The sequence below is a fragment of the Collinsella aerofaciens genome, from assembly GCF_015552075.1.
GTDB lineage: Bacteria > Actinomycetota > Coriobacteriia > Coriobacteriales > Coriobacteriaceae > Collinsella > Collinsella aerofaciens_Y.
On record NZ_JADNDZ010000005.1, the window covers coordinates 1 to 19,874 of the forward strand.

General features: G+C 61.3%; 14 protein-coding genes. 1 reads left to right on the forward strand and 13 read right to left on the reverse strand.

Annotated features, from left to right (window positions below; all coding sequences use genetic code 11):
• The 5 genes from infB to I2D41_RS00180 form a co-directional block, all read right to left on the reverse strand.
• A partial coding sequence (gene infB / locus I2D41_RS00160; protein WP_195363139.1) for a translation initiation factor IF-2 occupies positions 1-2,621 on the reverse strand: 2,621 nt, incomplete at its 3' end.
• A gap of 91 nt (positions 2,622-2,712) precedes the next feature.
• Complete coding sequence (gene nusA, locus I2D41_RS00165) at positions 2,713-3,960, reverse strand: transcription termination factor NusA (RefSeq protein WP_195363140.1); 1,248 nt, start codon at positions 3,958-3,960, stop codon at positions 2,713-2,715.
• 1 nt (position 3,961) lies between these two features.
• Complete coding sequence (locus I2D41_RS00170) at positions 3,962-4,456, reverse strand: ribosome maturation factor RimP (protein ID WP_089571694.1); 495 nt, start codon at positions 4,454-4,456, stop codon at positions 3,962-3,964.
• Positions 4,457-4,714: 258 nt separating this feature from the next.
• On the reverse strand, positions 4,715-7,291 hold the full coding sequence (leuS, locus tag I2D41_RS00175; protein ID WP_195363141.1) for a leucine--tRNA ligase: 2,577 nt from the start codon (positions 7,289-7,291) through the stop codon (positions 4,715-4,717).
• A 370-nt stretch (positions 7,292-7,661) separates the two neighbouring features.
• A complete protein-coding gene (locus I2D41_RS00180; RefSeq protein ID WP_006234046.1) occupies positions 7,662-9,173 on the reverse strand; it encodes an IMP dehydrogenase in 1,512 nt (503 codons plus the stop codon).
• Positions 9,174-9,366: 193 nt separating this feature from the next.
• Here I2D41_RS00180 and I2D41_RS00185 point away from each other — a divergent pair, with 193 nt between their 5' ends.
• Positions 9,367-9,711 (forward strand): winged helix-turn-helix domain-containing protein, encoded by a 345-nt coding sequence (locus I2D41_RS00185; RefSeq protein ID WP_195363142.1) that lies wholly within the window; start codon positions 9,367-9,369, stop codon positions 9,709-9,711.
• Here the strand turns inward: I2D41_RS00185 and I2D41_RS00190 are convergent.
• The 8 genes from I2D41_RS00190 to pelG all read right to left on the reverse strand — a co-directional run bounded on the left by I2D41_RS00190 (position 9,701) and on the right by pelG (position 19,872).
• Positions 9,701-10,705 carry a PLP-dependent transferase gene (locus I2D41_RS00190; protein ID WP_195363143.1) on the reverse strand — a complete coding sequence of 335 codons (1,005 nt, stop codon included), beginning with the start codon at positions 10,703-10,705 and terminating at the stop codon, positions 9,701-9,703. The genes I2D41_RS00185 and I2D41_RS00190 overlap by 11 nt on opposite strands.
• A 94-nt stretch (positions 10,706-10,799) precedes the next feature.
• Positions 10,800-12,341: a glycoside hydrolase family 32 protein gene (locus I2D41_RS00195; protein WP_195363144.1), complete on the reverse strand. Its 1,542-nt coding sequence runs from the start codon at positions 12,339-12,341 to the stop codon at positions 10,800-10,802.
• Positions 12,342-12,448: 107 nt separating this feature from the next.
• Positions 12,449-13,849 carry a PTS transporter subunit EIIC gene (locus I2D41_RS00200; protein WP_195363145.1) on the reverse strand — a complete coding sequence of 467 codons (1,401 nt, stop codon included), beginning with the start codon at positions 13,847-13,849 and terminating at the stop codon, positions 12,449-12,451.
• Positions 13,850-14,033: 184 nt separating this feature from the next.
• The gene (locus I2D41_RS00205) at positions 14,034-15,005 is read right to left on the reverse strand and encodes a LacI family DNA-binding transcriptional regulator (protein ID WP_229042015.1); all 972 of its coding nucleotides are present in this window, start codon (positions 15,003-15,005) and stop codon (positions 14,034-14,036) included.
• Between the two features lie 116 nt (positions 15,006-15,121).
• Entirely contained in the window at positions 15,122-15,787 is a 666-nt protein-coding gene (locus tag I2D41_RS00210) for a DUF4956 domain-containing protein (protein WP_195363146.1), read from the reverse strand.
• A gap of 3 nt (positions 15,788-15,790) precedes the next feature.
• The gene (locus I2D41_RS00215) at positions 15,791-16,582 is read right to left on the reverse strand and encodes a polyphosphate polymerase domain-containing protein (protein WP_195363147.1); all 792 of its coding nucleotides are present in this window, start codon (positions 16,580-16,582) and stop codon (positions 15,791-15,793) included.
• Positions 16,569-18,338 carry a CotH kinase family protein gene (locus tag I2D41_RS00220; protein WP_195363148.1) on the reverse strand — a complete coding sequence of 590 codons (1,770 nt, stop codon included), beginning with the start codon at positions 18,336-18,338 and terminating at the stop codon, positions 16,569-16,571. Before I2D41_RS00220 ends, I2D41_RS00215 begins: the two co-directional genes overlap by 14 nt.
• On the reverse strand, positions 18,328-19,872 hold the full coding sequence (gene pelG, locus I2D41_RS00225) for an exopolysaccharide Pel transporter PelG (RefSeq protein ID WP_195363149.1): 1,545 nt from the start codon (positions 19,870-19,872) through the stop codon (positions 18,328-18,330). Before pelG ends, I2D41_RS00220 begins: the two co-directional genes overlap by 11 nt.
• Positions 19,873-19,874 lie beyond the last annotated feature (2 nt).

Here is a 19,874-nt window from a genome sequence, read left to right on the forward strand (position 1 = left end):
GAACCGCTCTTGAGGCTCTTGGCCTCGTCCTTGTAGTGGCGCATCGAGGCGATCTTGCCGTTGAAGACCACGATGCCGTCGCGCACCAGACGCACGGAATCGGTCGCGGCGATCTCGCCCTCTTCGACGCGGACACCGGCGGCGATACCGACTTTGGGCACCTTGAAGGTGTCCAGGACGGTCGCGGTACCCGTGGAGACCTCGACCTCGGTGGGCTTGAGCATGCCGATACGGGCAGCGTCGAGCTCCTCGAGGCACTTGTAGATGACGTCGTAGCAACGGATCTCGACGCCCTCGCGCTCGGCGGCGGAGCGGGCCTTACCGTCGGGACGGACGCCAAAGCCGATGATGATGGCGTTGGAGGCGTCGGCCAGGACGACGTCGGTCTCGTTGATGGCACCAACGGCGGAGTGGATCGTGTTGATGCGGACCTCGGACTGATCCATCTTGTCGAGCGAATCCTGAAGGGCCTCGATGGAACCCTGGACGTCGGCCTTGATAATCAGGTTGAGCTCCTTGACCTCGGCGTCGGCAATGGTCTCGAAGAGGTTCTCGAGCGTGACGTGCTTGACGCGGCTCTGCTCCTCGATACGGGCCTTGAGCGAACGCTCGTCGGCAAGGGCGCGAGCCTCGCGCTCGTCCTCGAACACGCGGAACTCGTCACCGGCGTTGGGCACGGACTGCAGGCCCAGGATCTCGACGGCGTCGGAGGGACCGGCCTCGGTGACGGCGCGGCCCTTGGGGTCGAGCATGGCGCGGACGCGGCCGTAGGTAAGGCCGGCGACCAGCGTATCGCCCACGTGCAGGGTACCGCGGGTCACGAGCACGGTAGCGACCGAGCCGCGGCCCTTGTCGAGCTTGGCCTCGAGGACGTTGCCCGAGGCAAAGGTGTCCGGGTTGGCCTTGAGCTCGAGCACGTCGGCCTGGAGCAGCACGGTCTCCAGAAGTTCGTCGATACCGATCTTCTGCTTGGCCGAGATGTTAACGAACATGTTCTGTCCGCCCCACTCCTCGGGGATGACACCGTACTCGGTGAGCTCCTGGCGCACGCGGTCGGGGTTGGCGCCCGGCTTATCGATCTTGTTTACGGCGACGACGATGGGTACGCCGGCGGCCTTGGCGTGGTTGATCGACTCGACGGTCTGGGGCATGACGCCGTCGTCGGCGGCGACGATCAGAATGACGATGTCGGTCACCTTGGCGCCACGGGCACGCATAGCCGTAAAGGTGGCGTGACCCGGGGTATCGATGAAGGTGATCTTGCGGTCGTTGATCATGACCTGCGAAGCGCCGATGGCCTGCGTAATGCCGCCCGCCTCGCCGGCAGCAACGCCGGTGTGACGGATGGCGTCGAGGAGGCTCGTCTTACCGTGGTCGACGTGACCCATGACGGTGACGACCGGGGCGCGCGGCTTAAGGTCGGCGGGATCGTCGTAGAACGAGAAGGTGTTCTCCTCCTCGGGGGTGATGATCTTGATCTGACGGCCCAGGTCGTCGGCAACGAGCTCAACGAGGTCGTCGGACATGGACTGCGTCATGGTGAGCGGCGTGCCCAGCAGGAACAGGCGCTTGATGATGTCGTTGGCCGGAACGTCGAGCGCCTCGGCAAGCTCCTGGACGGTAACGCCCTGGGAGACCTTGATGGCGTCGAGGTCCTCGGGGTTCACGCCCTGGGCCAGCGCCTCCTCTATCTTGCGCTCCTCCTGAGCCTTGGCAGCCTCGCGCTCGCGCTTCTCCTTGCGCTTCTTGCGGCGACCGGTGGACTCGCGAGAGGCCTCCTCGACGGCGGCACGAGCCTCCTCGAGCACCTTCTCGCGGCTGTACTCCTCGGCCTCGCGAGCCATGCGGCTGTAGTGGTCCTCTTCGTTGTTGTGACCGCCCTTGCGCTTCTTGCCCTTGCCCTGCTTGTCGGGGTTGGGGAAGTCCATGCCGGCAGCGACGTTGTTGCTGGCGTTGGTGCGATGGCTGTGCGGACGGCTCTCGGAGGCGTTGCGCTCGGAGTTGTTGTCGGAAGCGTTGCGATCGTTACGACGGCCACCGCGGCGGTCGTTGTTGCCGCCACGACGGTTACCGCGCTCTGCGGCGCGCTCGGCCTTGGCCTTGTCCTCGGCGTCCTTCTTCTCCTTGAGCACGGTCTCCTGTGCGGCGATCTGGTCAAGCAGCGAACGGAAGCGCGAACCGGAGTCGGAAGCGGGAACGGCGCGGCGCTGAGCCTCGCGGGCAGCCTCCTCCTTCTCGCGAGCAAGGCGCTCCTGCTCGGCCTTCTTCTTGGCCTCGGCCTCGGCGCGGGCAGCCTCCTCGGCAGCCTGGGCTGCGGCAAACTGGCGGCGCTCCTCCTCGCGGGCCTTCTCGGCGGCGATGCGCTCGCGCTCGGCCTCGGCGGCGCGAGCGGCCTCCTCGGCGGCAGCTGCCTGCTCCTCGGCCTGCTTGGCGGCCTCGACTTCCTGAGCGCGGGCCTCGATCACCGAGGCGAGCTGCTTGCGGACCATGGCGACATAGGCGTCCTCCAAGGTGGAGGAAGCGGACTTAGCGGGAATCTTCATATCGGCGAGATGACCCATCAGTTCCTTGGAGGTCATGCCGAACTCTTTGGCCAGGGTGGACACACGGACTTTTGCCATATGACTTCACCTACCCTTTCTGGCACCTTGGGTGCCTAGAGACTGAACGAGCGTGGGAGATGCGCCGGAATCTGTCCGGCGCGACCGCGCGCTAGATCAGGTCCTCCGCATCATCGAAGGCGTCGGTGTCGTGGACACCGCAGAAACGGGAGCCGGGACGAGCCTGGTTGCGGCACTGGATGCCGTCCTCGGACACGTACTCGCAGCGGCGGACGTCCTCGTCCTCCTCGTCACCGATCAGGTCGGCGGCGGGCTCCTCGTGAACGGGAACGTTCTTGAGGATGTCGGCGGCAAGGGTCTCGGACTTAATGTCGATGTGCCAGCCGGTCAGGCGCGCGGCGAGGCGGGCGTTCTGGCCCTCCTTGCCGATGGCGAGGGACAGTTGGTCGTCGGGCACGATGACGCCGGCGTAGGCCTTCTCCTCGTCGATGAGGACGCGGGTGACCTTAGCGGGCGACAGGGCGTTGGCGACGTAGACGGCAGGATCGGCATCCCACAGGATGACGTCGACGCGCTCGCCACGGAGCTCGCCCACGACAGCGCGAACACGGCTGCCCTTGGGGCCGACGCAGGCGCCCACGGGATCCAGACGGTCGTCGAGCGAGTGGACGGCAACCTTGGAGCGCTGGCCGGGCTCGCGGGCGATCGACTTGATCTGGACGGTGCCCTCATAGATCTCGGGCACCTCCTGCTCAAACAGACGACGCATGAGCTCGGGGTGGGTACGGGAGATGACAATCGGCGGACGGCTGTGCTCGCCACGAACCGGCTGCAGGTTGGAGTTGGGGTCGCGAACGTCGATGATCACGGCCTTGATATGCTGGTTGTGCAGGTAGCGCTCGCCCATCGGACGCTCGTTGCGCTCGCTCTCGTAACGGCGCTGATCGAAGTGCGGCAGCTCGGCCTCGACGCCCTCGCGGATCTTGACGATCGTGAAGTCGGGCGTGGACTGCAGCACGGTACCGCTGATGAGGTCACCGATGCGGCCGGAGAACTCCTCGTAGATCTGCTCGCGGGCGGAGTTACGCACGATGGTGTTGATCTCGGCCTTAGCGTGCTGGGCAGCGATGCGGCTCGTGTTCTTGGGGGTGACGTCGATCTCCTCGAACTCGGTGAAGTTGCCCTCCTCGTCCATGGAATCGTCGATCGGCTCCAAGCGGTAGACGTAGATCTTGCCGGTGGTGCGGTCGATGGTCACCTTGGCGCCCCACTCAAGATGCAGGATCTCGGCATAGCTCTTGGCGAGCGACTGCTCCAGGCGGTCGATCAGGTAGAGCTGGTCGATGTGCTTCTCCTGGCAAAGCTCCATCAGGGCGGACATCATGTCGGATGCTGCCATCTTACTTTCCTTCCTTCGCGGGCTTGAAGTCGTAGGTGGGCTTCAACTTGCACTTTTTAACATCAGAGAAATCGAGGGTAACGGACTCGCCGTCCTCGAGCTCGAGGGTCACGTCGGTCTCGGTCGCAGCGGCAATCTTGCCGGCGTACTTGCGACGGCCCTCGGTGGCGGTGGAGGTGAGCTCGCAGTTCTCGCCCACAAAGCGGGCAAAGTCACTCGGGCGGCGCAGCGGGCGCGCCATACCCGGGCTCGACACCTCGAGCGTATAGCTCGAAGAAATGGGATCGAGCTCCTCAATCACATCGCCGACCCACTTGGTGTTGGCCGTGACGTCGTTGAGCGACAGGCTCTGACCCTCGGCACCCTCGATACGCACGCGCACACAGGGGGCCTTGGTGGCACCCACGAGCTCGACGTCGACGATGTCGACATCGTGCTGGGGAGCGACGGCCTCGAGCGCGTCGATGATCGCCTGCTCGGTCTTGGTCTTGACCATTGCGGCACCTCCATCCATACAAAAAAGAAGCGGGGCCGAAACCCCACTTCTTTCATTTACAACTTCATTTGCAAGCAAACTATAACAATAGCTGCGGAAACGTGCAAGCACAGTACGAATCTGCAGGTCAGCGTGCGCACAGCTTCTCCACAAGAATAGGACAATTGGCCGAAGGCAACTAGGCAGATACATGCAAAACGAGGGACGACCCAACCGGATCGCCCCTCGTCTTTTATGCGTCAGTTAAGCGCGCAGTGCTTACTTGACCACCAGGTTGACCAGCTTGCCGGGCACGCAGATGGCCTTGACGACTGTCTTGCCCTCGAGCCACTTGGCGACGGCGGCCTCGGCGGCAGCCTGCATATCCTCATTGGAGGCATCGCGGGCAACGTCGACGCGGCCGCGGACCTTGCCGAGCACCTGGACCACGATCTGCACCGTGTCCTCAACGGACTCGGCCAGGTCGAACTCGGGCCAGGCGGCGGTGTAGGCGTTGCCCTCGCAGCCGAGCGCCTCGTGCCACAGCTCGTCGGCCCAGAACGGGCAGATGGGGGCAAGGACGCTCACAATGTCCTTGGCCACGCCGCAGCACAGCGCCTTGTCGCGGGCGGTACCCTCGGTGGCGTTGAGGTAGGCGCTCGCCGCGTTGACGAGCTCCATGACGGCCGAGATGGCGGTGTTGAACTGGCCGCGATCGAAGTCCTCGGTGCACTTGGCAATGGCGCGGTGACGCTCGCGATAGAGCTTCATCGCAACCTCGTCGAGCGCGGACTTGTCAAAGGCCACGTTGGCGTCGCCGGACTGAACGAGCTGCCACACGATACGCCAGGCGCGCTTAATGAAGCGGTTAGCGCCCTCGACGGCCTTGGGATCCCAGTCGAAGTCCTTCTCGGGCGGGGCGATAAACAGGATCGCCAGACGCATGGTGTCAGCGCCGTAGGGCTCGATGACCGAGCTCGGGGGCACGACGTTGCCCTTGGACTTGGACATGGTGTCGCCGTTCTCGTCCTTGACCATGCCCTGGCACAGCAGGTTGGTGAAGGGCTCGTCCACGCTCAGCAGACCCAGGTCGCGCAGGGCCTTGGTAAAGAAGCGGCTGTAGAGCAGGTGCAAAATGGCGTGCTCGATGCCGCCGATGTAGTTATCGACGGGCATCCAACGATCGGCGGCCTCGCGGGAGAAGGGCAGCTCGGTGTTGTGCGGGTCAGTATAGCGCAGGTAATACCAGCTGGAGCAGGTGAAGGTGTCCATGGTATCGGTCTCGCGCTTGGCCGGGCGGCCGCAGACCGGGCAGGTGGTCTCATAGAAGTCCTTGCACTCGGCGAGGGTCTCGCCGGCGCCCAGGTCCAGGTTCTCGGGCAGCGTCACCGGCAGCTGATCCTCGGGCACGGGCACAATGCCGCAGTGCTCACAGTGGATGGCCGGGATGGGGTTGCCCCAATAGCGCTGGCGGCTAATGAGCCAGTCGCGCAGGCGGAACTCGACCTTGCGACGGCCGCAGCCCATGGCCTCGAGGTCGGCCACGATCGCAGCCTCGCCCTCGGAGTGCTTACCGCCGCGCATGCCGGTGTACTTGCCGGACTGGACCAGCGTGCCCTCGGCAGCGTGGGCGCAATCCCAGTCGACGGTCTCGGCATGGAAGGTATCGATGGTCTCGCCGCTGGCCTCGACGGCAGCGCGATCGTCATCGTCCAGGATGATCGGCACGATCGGCAGGTCGTACTTGCGGGCAAACTCAAAGTCGCGCTGGTCGCCACAGGGAACGGCCATGACGGCGCCGGTGCCGTAGTCGGCCACGACGTAGTCGGCAACCCACACAGGGACCTTCTCGCCGTTGACGGGGTTTACCACATAGCGGCCCGTGAAGGCACCGTGCTTCTCGAGGGTGCCCTGGGCACGCTCGACGGCAGAGATATGCTTGGAGTCCTCGACGATCTTGGTCACGGCCTCCTCGTACTCCGTGCCCTCGACGAGCTCGTGCAAGCCGGCGTACTCGGGAGCCAGGACAAAGAAGGAGACGCCAAAAAGGGTATCGGCACGCGTGGTGAAGACGGTGATCTTACCCTCGTCGCCCTCGATGGGCTCGCCGTCCTTGTCGCACAGGGTAAAGTCGACCTCGGCGCCCTCGGAGCGACCGATCCAGTTGGCCTGCATCTGCTTGACGCGCTCGGGCCAGCCGGGGAGCTTCTCCAGGTCGTCGAGCAGCTCCTGAGAGTACTCGGTAATCTTGTAGTACCACTGCTCCAGGTCGCGCTTCTCGGGCTCGGTGCCGCAGCGCCAGCACTTGCCCTCGGTAACCTGCTCGTTGGCCAGAACGGTCTTGCAGGTGGGGCACCAGTTAACCGGGTTCTTCTTACGGTAGACCAGGCCCTTTTCCCACATCTTCTCAAAGATCCACTGGCCCCAGCGGTAGTAGTCGGGGCTGCAGGTCTTGACCATGCGATCCAGATCGTAGGAGAAGCCCATGCGCTTCATCGTGGCGAGTGCCTGGTCCATGTTCTTATACGTCCAGGCGGCAGCCTGCGTGTTGTGCTTGATGGCGGCATTCTCGGCAGGCAGGCCAAAGGCGTCAAATCCGATGGGGTGCAGCACGTCGTAGCCGCGCATGCGGGCCTGACGGGCCATGGCATCGCCGATAGTGTAGTTGCGCGCGTGGCCCATGTGCAGGTCGCCCGACGGATACGGGAACATCTCGAGCACATACTTCTTGGGCTTACTGTCGTCGGTGTCGACGGCAAAGAGGTTGGAGTCCTCCCAGGCCTTCATCCACCTGGACTCAATGGCCTGCGCGTCGTAGGCAGGGATCTCGTCCTTATGATCTGTGCAATCGCACATATCAGCTCCTTTAATCTTAGCTGGGGTCGGTCGGCTTGGCTTTATTCGCTACTGCGGACAGTCCTGCGCAAGACGAAGAGCACATTAAGTGCTCTTCTTTGCGTGCGGAACTTGTAGCGAACAAAGCCAAGCCGACCGACCCTAAGGTTAACTTGGATGATTCTAGCAAATACAACAAGCGAGATGTCTGCGACTTGCAGGCATCTCGCTTTATCTAAATAACGTGGATGTGAATCAACCGCTATTTGTTAACCGCCCAAGGATGGTCGGGTTTTCCAAGTGCCGCAGATTGCCGTGAAAGAGGAGCGACGCGTACTTTAGTACGCGAGCGACGGTTTGAACGGCAAGGTGCGGTGCTTGGGAAAGCCGCTTAGCGGTAGCTGACGCTTTGCTGGGAGTCCTTCACGACTACGTCGTGGGCGCCGCCTTCGACGATGGAGGTGGAGCTTACCAGGGTCAGGCGTGCCTTTTCCTGGAGCTCGGGGATCGAGAGGGCGCCGCAGTTGCACATCGTGGACTTGACCTTGTAGAGCGTGCCGCCCACGCCGTCCTTGAGGGAACCTGCATAGGGAACGTAGGAGTCAACGCCCTCGACGAAGCTGAGCTTCGCGGCGCCGCCCAGGTCGTAGCGCTGCCAGTTGCGGGCACGCGCAGAACCCTCGCCCCAGTACTCCTTCATGTACTGGCCATTGACGTTGACGCGCTCGGTCGGACTCTCGTCGAAGCGGGCGAAGTAGCGACCCAGCATCATGAAGTCGGCACCCATAGCAAGGGCGAGCGTCATGTGGTAGTCGTAGACGATACCGCCGTCGGAGCACACGGGCACGTAAACACCGGTCTCCTCGTAGTACTCGTCGCGAGCGCGGCAGACATCGATCAGCGCGGTAGCCTGGCCACGGCCGATACCCTTGGTCTCGCGGGTAATGCAGATGGAACCGCCGCCGATACCGACCTTGATGAAGTCGGCACCGCAGTCGGCCAGGAAGCGGAAGCCCTCGGCGTCGACGACGTTACCGGCGCCGACCTTGACGTCCTCGCCGTAGTTGGCGCGAATCCACTCGATGGTGCGCTTCTGCCACTCGCTGAAGCCCTCGGAGGAATCGATGCACAGGACATCGGCGCCGGCCTCGATGAGCAGCGGCACGCGCTCGGCATAGTCGCGGGTGTTGATACCGGCACCGACCATGTAGCGCTTGTCGTTATCGAGCAGCTCGTTGGGGTTGGTCTTGTGGCTATCGTAGTCCTTGCGGAAGACGATGCCCATGAGGTGATCGTTGTCGTCGACGATGGGCAGGGCGTTGAGCTTGTTGTCCCAGATGACGTCGTTGGCGACCTTGAGGCTGATGTTCTTGTCGCCCACGATGAGCTGCTCACGCGGGGTCATGAACTCGGAGACCTTCGTCTGGTGGTCATCGCGACTGGGGCGATAGTCACGGCTGGTGACGATGCCCAGGAGCTTGCCCTTGGGAGTGCCGTCGTCGGTAACCGGCATGGTGGAGTGGCCGGTCTTCTCCTTGAGCTCAATGACCTGCTCCATGGTCATGTCGGGGGTCAGCGTGGAATCGGACTGAACGAAGCCGGCCTTGTGATCCTTGACGGCCTTGACCATAGCGGCCTCGGACTCGGCGCTCTGGGAACCGTAAATGAAGGACAGGCCACCCTCGGTAGCGAGCGCGACACCCATATCGACGCCCGAGACGGACTGCATGATGGCGGAAACCATGGGGATGTTCAGGGTGATTGCCGGCTTCTCACCGCGCTTAAAGCGGGTCAGCGGCGTCTTAAGAGAGACGTTGTTGGGGATGCACTGCGAGGACGAGTAACCAGGGACCAGCAGATACTCCGAAAACGTGTGGGACTCACCGGGAAAGAACGTAGCCATGTTTCTCCTTTTTCCATGCGACCGGTCGGCTGCAGGCCTCGTAGGACCCAGCCCAACCTTGGGCGCCCAATACTGGGGAAGTATCTTAACGCACTTTGACTGCTACAATGCATGATTTAAGAAGAGCACACGAGGGTTTGACGCAGGCTTTGCGTTTGCCCAGCAAACACTTTAGCGGGGAGACGTGGATCACATGGAGTACAAGATAACGGCAAAGTTGGTCATTCAAGCGTGCGACAAGGATCTGCCGGGCGTGTTCGGCCACGGCTGCGTCTTGCTGCTGCAGGGTATTGCCCGCGAGCACTCGCTCAACCGCGCCGCCAAGAGCATGGGCATGGCCTATTCCAAAGCGTGGCGTATTGTAAACGAAGCGGAAGGCCAGCTAGGCTGCAAGCTCATCGATCGCGACGGAGCCCGCGGATCATCGCTCACCCAAGCCGGCGAGCGAGCCATAGCGGTCTACGAGGAGCTGCAGACCGACATCAACAACGTCATCGCCACCAAAGCCGACGCCCTCATCGCCAGCATCAAAGAGTAGCTAATTTACGGAGGGCGTTGTCTAGGGTGGCGGCCACGATCAAGGGGTCATCGGTTCCGGCGAAGAGGCGGATGGTGCCCCCCCGCTTGCCGCGTGGGGCCGAAAGGCGCGTTGCTGCGCCGCCGGCGGGCGATGTGCGAAACTCCCCCGGCAAAGCATCGAACAGATCATCCCCACTACGCTCGATAAGATCAAATTCAACTGCCGGGCCAAAGCCGTGCTCGAGGATTCCCGTTGCAACAGCATGGTCGGGATGCGAGCTCAGCCCGGGATAGCGTACGTTGCGCACCATCTCGTTAGCGGCCAGATACTCGGCCAGCGCACGAGCGCGATCGAAATGCGCCTGCATGCGGACATCGAGCGAGTCCAGCCCGCGCTCCTGCACACCGGCCTCGTCAGCAGGCATATCAAGCTTGGCCAAGCCACAGCCCTCAAGCAGGGCATGCGCGCACTCGGCAGCAGCATCCACACGATGGCGCTTGAGCTGCGAGCGCGCCACCGAAGCGGCAACGAGCTTGCGCGGCGCCTTACCAGCACACACGCGGTCGAGCGCCTCGAGCGACAGCACGGCACCCAGCCGCAGGGGATCGCAGCCAAAGATGGAAGCCACGGTGTTATCCACCACGAGCAGCGCACGTGCCTCGCGAGCCGCGCGACCCAGAGCGCGGAGATCGGGCACGCGAAGACCAAACCCGCCGATGGAGTTGACGAACCACCACAGGTGCGGGCCCTCAACGTCAAACGAACCGGCAAAGCCCTCGGACGCGGCAGCAAACACCTCGGCGCAAGGATCTCCCACGAGCACAACGTCGCAGCCATCAAAGCCGCGCGTAAACGCATCGGCAAAGTCATCTGCAAAGGCCACCAGGCGGTCACCGGGACGCACAATCCCCAGCTGCGACAGCGCTGCCGGCACATGCGGGGCCGCAAGCAACCGCGCCTCACGCGCGCCGGCCCTCAAAGCCCAGGCCTCTTCTAGCTGCTGTACGCCCATACGGTACCGTCCCTTCAAAAAAAAACCCACGATGCGGATGTTTCCCGCATCGTGGGCAACGGCTGCAGTATAGCGCCGATAAGCGACGAATCGCCTAGATATTGAGCGCGTGATAGGTCACGCTCGCACCCGGAGCGTCAACGGTCACGCCATAGGTCTCGGGATAGATGCGCGTCGAAAACACGAGCGCGCCATCGTTCACAAACACCTCGACCGATGAGGCATCACCAACAATGCGCACGTTACGAACCTCGTCGACGGGCTCCCAGCGCACAGTACGACCGCAGCCGGCAGAAGCGCGACCCTCATCGGTAAATCGCATCTCAAAGCACGAGGGCAGTTCGCCCTCGGCGGGCACAAACGCCAGTTTCAGCTCGCCATCAACGGTCGCGGTAAACGCGCCGTCGACACCGTCGACAACAACGTCAAAGCAGGTATCACCGGCAACCTCCAACGAGCCCGCCCCCACACGCACCGAGGCATAATGGTGCTCAATCTCGCACGCCGGCTGCTGCAGCACCACGCCGCCGTCACCGGCCGTAAGCTCGCGCGGCACCGTCATGCAGTGCTGCCAGCCGCACGCCACGGTAGGCGCGTTGTCATAGGTCGGCTCATCGGGCATGCCCATCCAGCCGATCAGAATGTGGCGACCGTCCTCCGCCGTAAACTCCTGCGGAGCATAGAAGTCAAAACCGGCATCCCACAGGCGGAACTCGCCCAGCTCATAGGCACCGTCACCACCGGTAATGTCGCCCGTTACAGGCATGTAGCCAGCGGCATACACATTGCCGCGATCCCAACGACCGCCCTCAAGGCCCTGAGGCGAGAAAGACAGCCACTTCGTCGGTGCGCCGCCATCCGCCTCAAGCTCAAGGTATCCCGGGCACTCCCACATAAAGCCAAAACGCTCGGGCGTAGACACGCGGCTCTCGAGCTCCCAACTCAGCATATCGGCCGAGCCATACACCAGGATCTCGCCCACATCGCGCCCGGCACCTTCGCCGTGCATGGCGCAAAAACGGCTCTCGACATGCGGCCCGTCCACGCGACGACGCGCGCCCATCACCATGTGGTAACGACCGTCCACGTCACGCCACACCTTGGGATCGCGCACATGGCAGGTCAAATCCTCGGGATAATCCTCGGACGCCAGCACCACACGCTTTTGGCTGAACTCCCGACCAGCAAGGCCATCAACGCTCTCCACATAGACGGTATCGGCACGGCGGCCGGTATTGACGTAGTCGTACGTGCCGTCTGCATCGGAGAGTTTAACGTTGCCTGTGTACAGTACGCGAATGCGGCCGTCCTCGGCAAGCGCGGAGCCCGAATACACGCCATGGCAATCGAACGGCTCGTCGGGCAGCAGCGGGGCGCCAACGTAGTCCCACGTCATAAGATCGCGGCTTGTGGCATGGCCCCACATCTTGACGCCACCCTCGACATCAAACGGCGCATACTGAAAATAGGCATGGAACACGCCATCTGCCTGGCAAAGACCGTTGGGGTCATTGAGCCAACCCGCCGGCGGCATAATGTGGAAATGCTGGCCATACGCGCCATGACCGCACTCAGAGGCGGCAGCGTCAACAGCGGCAACCAGCTTTGCAAGATCGCGACCAAGTGCATTAGACATATCAAAGTCCTAACAGATCGAAAGTTACAAGGCACCAGAGATCGGCGCCCGATGCTGGAAACACCCGCGACCATACAGCCCGCGGGCATTCCCTTAATCAAAAGCTCTTAGGCCTGCTCGGAAGCCTTGGGCTCGTCCTTGTACAGGACAAACGAGACGGCAAAGGAAACCAGCGCGGCGACCGCAAACATGATCGCGTACTGCACGGGCTGGGCCAGGCACAGCAGGATACCGAAGATACCGGTAACGCCCGTGCCGGAGGCAGCCAGCGAAGTGAGCGCGCAGACCAAGGCACCGCAACCGCCGCCGATGCAGCCGGCGATGAAGGGCTTAAAGAAGCGAAGGTTCACGCCGAAGATGGCAGGCTCGGTAATGCCCATGAAAGCGGACAGAGCCGAAGGAAGCGCCAGGCCCTTAATCTTGGCATCGCGGGTCTTAAAGGCAACGGCAAGCGCGGCGCCACCTTGGGCGATGTTGGCAGCGCTGGCGATGGGCAGCCAGTAGGTCACGCCGTACTGGGCGAGCTGGCCCAGGTCGATGGCGGTGTACATCTGGTGGATACCGGTAACGACCGTGGGAGCATAGAACAGGCCGACGATAAAGGAACCGATGCCGAAGGGCAGGGTCAGCAGGGCCTGGATCAGACCGAGGATGGCGTTCTCGGCCCACACGAAGATGGGGCCGACGGCAACGAGCGTCACGAGCACGGTCACGAACACCGAGACGAGCGGGGTCACAAAGAGGTCGAACATCTCGGGAACGATCTTGTGCAGGCGCTTCTCGAGGAAGGCCAGAATGGCACAGGCGATAACGATGGGGATCACATGGCCCTGATAGCCGACCCACTCAAAGCTGTACACACCGGGAATGACGGTAACCATGGTCTGTACGCCCTCGGAGGCAACCGTGTAGGCGCTCTGCAGCGAGGAGTTAATGAACGCACCGCCGACGACGGCACCCAGATACGGGTTGGCGCCAAAGGCCTTGGCGGCGGAGTAGCCGATCAGGATCTGCAGAATGCCAAAGGACGTGCCCGAGACCAGGTCGGCAATCTTGTAAATAAAGTTATTGGTGTCGAGCGCGATAAAGCCGTTGGAGGCCATAAAGTTGAGGGCGCTCATAATGCCCAGCAGCAGGCCCGAAGCCACGATGGCGGGGATGATGGGGACAAAGACGTCGCCGAGCACCTTAATGGCACGCATAAAGATGTTCTGCTGCTGTGCCGCGGCCTCCTTGACCTCGGCCTTGGTGGCAGCCTCGACGCCGCTGAGCGCGATGAACTCTTCGTAGACCTTGTTGACGGTGCCGGTGCCAAAAATAATCTGGAGCTGGCCCTGAGCCTCAAAGACACCCTTGGCGCCGTCGATATTCTCGAGGGCCCCCTTGTCGACCTTGGCGTTATCGGCAATCACCAGGCGCAGACGCGTGGCGCAGTGTGCGGCCGAAACAACGTTGCCGGCGCCACCGATGTTGTCGAGCACCTCTTGGGCTGATTTGCGGTAGTCCATGACTTCCCTTTCCTCCAACGGGCGCATTTGCACCCGGCCATCTTTGATACTTACACTGTAATCGTTTTCAGTTTCATAAGTCTGCAATCGTTTTCATAGTAGGGTGAACGGTAGGAATAAGCCGGCGAAAGGTAGTTTTGAGACAAAAACTGGGGACTCAAAGGCAGTCAGACGCGTCCAAGGCCTAGACATTCATGAGCTGATGCCCAAGTTTGAGCGTCCGCAAGCCGCTCTCCCCCTCCTCGCCATCGAGCGCGTCGAGCAGCATATTGGTCGCCTCGACGCCGCTGGTCAGGTAGCCGTAATGCACGGTGGGAATGCCGCCCGTCAGCGCGCGCAAAAATGCGTTGTCGCCAAAACCGCTCACGCGACGCACGCCCTCGCCCATGCCGCGAACCTCGTCAAGAGCGCGCAGGGCGCCGGCCGCCATAGTATCGGTCGCGCACGCGATAAACGAAACATCGGGATCGACGGAGAGCAGTTCGCGTGCAGCGCGATAGCCCGAGTCGAGCGTAAATGACCCCTGGCGAATCAGGCTCGGATCAAGCACCGCGCCCGCGGCGCGCAAGCCGGCCTCAAAACCGCGACGACGGTCGAAACCGGCCGCGCGGTCCTCATCCGTAACTCCGATGTAGGCAATCTTGCCATCCACGCGACCCACAAGCGCACGACCGAGCTCAAAGGCAGCCTCGTAATCGTCGTGATAGACGCACGCCGCGCCCTCAACATTCTGGCCGATCAACACAATGGGCACACGGCACGACTCAATAGCGCGACGGTGCTCGTCGGTGATCATGGTTGCCACCAACACAATGCCATCGACCGGGTGGTTTTGGAATAAATCGAGGTATTCGAGCTCACGATCGGCCGCGTTGTCGGTGTTGGCAAGGAGCATCTGGTAGCCACGACGACCGAGCACCTGGCCAATACCGGCGGTAATGCGGCTCACGGATTCCGAATTGATCTTGGGCACGATGACGCCGATGAGCTTGGTGGAGCCTGTGCGCAGCGCGCGAGCCTGGCTGGACCGCACGTATCCGGTCAGCTCAATCGCCTGCTTAATGCGATCGGCCTTGTCCGCCGAGATATACCCACCGTTGAGGTAGCGCGAGACGGCGGCGCTCGAAACGCCCGCCAGCTCGGCGACATCTTTCATCTTTACCACGAGTACCCCTGTCATTGAAATCGCTTTCATCATGATACCCATGAAGGCACTCCGGATGAATCGATTTCACCCAGATCGAAAAAACGCTAGCGAGCGCCGGAACCAAATTACCCGTGGTATTCGCCGTTGTACTGGATGAGCGTGAGGTCCTCCACGCCGTCGAGCGCGCGGATGGCGTCAGCATAGGGCATATCTACACCATCCGAGAACACCTCGGCAGCCATTTCGACGTTGTCGCCGCGCATGGTCTTGGACTTGACGGTGAACTTGGTGCGCCCAAATGCACGCACGATATCGTCGCCGGTGGTCTGGCCCGTGTAGTGGATGACCATCATGTACACGCGCGCCTTGTCCTGGTGGCTCGCAAAGCCGGCGATCATCACCACGATCACCACCGCCGTGAGCCCCACGAGCGCATACATGCCGGCTCCCGCCGTAATGCCCGTGGTAATGGCCCAAAACAGATACAGCAGGTCGAGCGGGTCCTTAACCGCCGTACGGTAGCGGACGATGGACAGAGCACCGACCATACCGAGCGAGATGACCACGTTGGTCGAGATCGCGAGCGTGACCATGCAGGTGAGCACGCACATGCCCACGAGCGTCACGGCAAAGCTACGCGAATACACCACGCCGGTAAAAAAGCGCTTGTACACGTAATAAATCAGGATGCCCATGGCGAGCGCCACGAGCAGCGAAAGGCCGATCTTGGCAGGGTCGACCTGGCCAAACGCCTCCAAGACGGAGTTCTTAAAAAAGTCCCTGGTGCTCATGGTCTAAATATCCCCTCGGTTCTCAAAATCCGATTCCCAGTAATTAAATCCGCGCAGGTAGGCGGTCTTTTCGTAACACAGGCAGTACTTGGAGACCGCCGTGAGTTCGGCCGCGCCCGGCGGCACCATATCGCGCACCAGCTGCGGGCAAAACTCCGTAAACTTGACCTCCATCACCAGCTTGCCGGGTTCTAGCACGGGCAGCGCGGGCAGCGTCGCATCAAAGATGTCGAAGCTACCCACCGCGGCACGCACGTTCATGTCAAACGTGATGCGCACGGTGCCCTCGTCCATCACCCACGGCTCGCGCTCGTAGTCCACGATGGTCCGCGGGCGCATCATGTTGCAGATGCACTCGATGTAGAACTCGCGACAGAGCGGATAAGGGCTCCTCAGCAAAAAGTCGTAGTCGCCAGCCAGAATCTGCTCAAACTCGCCGCGCGTAAGCGGCGCGTCCTCCTTGTAGATCCAGCTGCCGTACTTCTTTTTGCGCTCGAGCTTAATCACCTTGTCGCTGCCGTTATAGATGCGCACGCGATACTTTTTGCGCATGAGAATGCCGGCGTCTTTTTCGTCGTAGGCCGAGTTTCGGTAGTCATCAAAATACAGGCTGCGAATAGTGTAACCGCCCGCCCGCGCATGCTTGTCCAGCTTAAACACCGGCGCCATGCGACAGGCAAGCGCGGCGTGCTCGCCCTCGTTAATGAGATATTTGAGCTCATGGCGGTAACGCTCCTGCGTGGCACGCACAGGCGGGGCCGCCAAGCGCTCAAGCAGCGCGCTAGCCCTCCTCATACGTGTCCTCCACGACCTTACCGCCGTCTTGCACGTAAAAACACTTCATGCCGTAGTGCTTACCGTCGTCAGTCACATAGTAGTCAAACGCATCTTGCGTAAAGCCGTCGGAGTTGGCGGCACGCACGCGCACAAAATACTGGCCGGCATCGGGCGCATCGCAGGTCACCTCGGGAAGCAGCACGTCCTCGGCCTTAAAGAACACGTCGCTTATGGCATAGTCGCGCGCAAGCTCTACGGTGTAGCGAATGTCGCGCGCCTCAAAGTCGTAGGACGCATCCCAGTTAATGCGCAGCTTACCGTTATCGATCTGCGGCACGCCGATGTAGAACGGCATGGGCTTTTTAAAACTCTCGCGAAAGCTCTTGTAGTTCTCCTCGATCTCGGAGGGAATCGACGCGGCGATCTGCTCGTATTGGTCCTTGGTGACAGGCAGATTGTCGATATCGGGCGAAGCAAAGACCAGGGATTCAGTCACCTCGCGGTAGTGCTTGATCATCTTGGTCAGGCGTGCCTCGGTCATATACGAGCGCAGGTCCTTGACGGCGCGATCGAGCTCACCGCGGAACGCCTTGCTGCGCAGCGCACGATTGAATAGCACGTTGCCCCAGTAGTTGCTTACGCCGCGCTCCCAGCTCGCATAATCCGAGAACCCCGTCAGGCTCAGCTCAAGCTTACGCAGCATGCCGTCGTTATCCCAATCCAGGATGTACCAGACCTTGGAGTTAAGCGGGCTGTACAGATAGCAGTTGCGGTTCTGCGTATCGCAGTTGCCCGTCAGGATCTGAAACGCCAACCAATAGACCAGATTCTCGGTATCAAAGTAGGTGTCGAGCACGTCATCGATCTTTTGCGATTCGTCGTTGAGCGCATCGAGCATCTCGATGAGCTTGGTGTGGTCCGAATCGCCCTTAATCTCGAGCATGCCCTCAAAGCTTGCCTGGTTGTAGTCGGGGTCGTCAGCAAGCTTAATGGTATCCTCGTAGCGATGGAAATCAAAGCTGTTCACCTTGTACAGATGCCCGCTCTTATCCAGGCCATGTGCCTTAAGCGCCGTCTTGTTGAGCTGTTCAACCTGCGTAAACAGGCCGTAGTCCTCAAAGGTGTCGTTGGACTTTTCGGTCTGGTCGCACACCCACAGATGCACAAACTGCGTGCGCAGGCCCATCATCTGGGGAATCCCGCGGATAAGGTCGTAGGCCATCTTGTTGCGAAAACGCATACCCTCGCCCATGTGCTTGTTGAGCGCAATCGCGCGCTGTTGGCGCCAGCTACCCTTGCCCTTTTTGAGCTCAACCTTGTAATTCTTTTGCGAGTTCATGCTCGACGTCTGGCCACGCACCTGCACGGTAGCATTGGGCGCTTCCTCGCCATAGCCAACCTCACCGGCCACCGGGCCGTCTTCGTCGCCCGCCTGCAAAAGCCCCATTACCTGATAGCGCGTCACGCCCATGTCGGCGTAGTCATACACCGAGTACGTATTGATCTCGGCCCAGCTATGATCGGTGTTCTCGGAGCTGTTACCGCGCGAGACCGTCAGGTACATGGTCACAATGCCCGAGTCGTCGTAGACCTCGTACAGCTCGTCCTTATCGCGCAGGTGCTTGGACTGGTCGGAGGCCTCGGCCTTTTTAATCTTGCCCTGCTTTTTGACCTTTTTAGTCGAGGATTCGTCCTGAGACGAGCAGCCCGAAAGCAACAGCGCGCCGGCAGCCGCCTCGATCAGGCAGCGGCGAGACATCAACTTATCGATCATCAGAACCTCCCCAATGGTTGCGATACACGCGAACTACTGCGCGCTGAAACGCGCCGTGCGGCACGCCCTTGCAGCGGCACTCCTCATAGCGCTGCTCGGCACGGTCGAGCAAGCGGCCCAGCTGTGTAAAACGACCCGTTTTGTCGGTCGCCACAATGGGCTGCTGACTCAGGATACGATACGGTAAGTTGGCGGTATAGGTATCGAGCCGCAGCAGCGCCACGATAAAAAACACCACCGCACCCAACAAAAAGCCAAAGCCGTAAAACTGCTGCGGCAAAAGCAACGACACGGCGGTCGCCAGCCCTGCCACACCGGCAAACAGGCCCGAGGCCAGAACGGCTCCCTTGTAGTCGGTAAAGTACAGCAAGATAAGCAGGATCGTGTTGCCCACGGCATACAGGCCGTAGCCTACGCATAACGTGCGAAAATACCCATGCATAAGATTGTTAAAGCCCAGCGGCAGGGCCGAGAGCACTGTAGTCTCGAGCGAGATGACCGCCGCGGTCACAAACAGCTGCTTGAGCGCGCAAAAGCGCAGTTCGCTGTTGAGCGTGGAGAGCATCTCCTCCTCGGCCACCACAATATCGCCCACCACGCCGCCGTCGTTGAACAGGCTGTAGTAGTCACGGTAGCGCGGATAGAAATTGACCTCGACCGACACCACAAAGTTGACGGTCGTGACGAGTGTGGTCAAAAACGCAATGAGTGCCGGAACGTCATGGTAAGGAGCCCCGTAAAACAGGCCTTTGATCTGCACGCCAATAGGGCCCGCCCAGATAATAACCAGGTGTACGAAAAGCCCCAAGTTGGTAAACAGCCCCGTAAGCGCAAGCGGCATAAATTGGTCGAGCCAGCGCAAAAAACACCAGGGACTCCGATCACTCTGTGGAAAATACCGGTACAGCAGTACCACATCCCAGGCAAGCATGACGCCGTAGCCTAGGGCGATTGACGCCAACAGGCCCTCGACCGGCGGCAGTCCCAACGTCAGCGCTGCCAGGGCGCACAGGCACGCCACGCCAATGGCGGCCGCAAAGCTGCACAGAATGCCACGATAATCTTTGATGGCCGTGAGATAGCTCATGCCGTTCCAGTTGACGATCATGATGTTGAAGAGCCACAGGCACAGCAGCCCCTGCAGCAGCGTGGCCCCCGAGAACAGCAAAAAGACGCCGTAGAGCACCGTGCCCGCAACGAGCATGATGGCATTAGACCCCCAAAACGAAGGCAGGATCTCATCCTCGCGCTCGGCAAAGAGCATGTCGGCCAAAAAGCGCGTGACCGGCATGGAGAAAAAGCTTGTGAGCGTGAGCGATGCCAGCAGCGTATAGGTCACCATGCACACCAGCAGGTCCTGGTTGGCGCGCCCCACGCCCCACAGACCGCACAGCACCAAGATACCCACCTGGAGCAGCACACCCAGCAGCATGGGGCCCGTGCATACAATGCCGGCGTAGCCGTAAGCGCGCATCGTGGCAAACAGACCCTTGCGCCTAAACAGGCGTTTGAGCTCAAAACCGATTCCGGCCACCG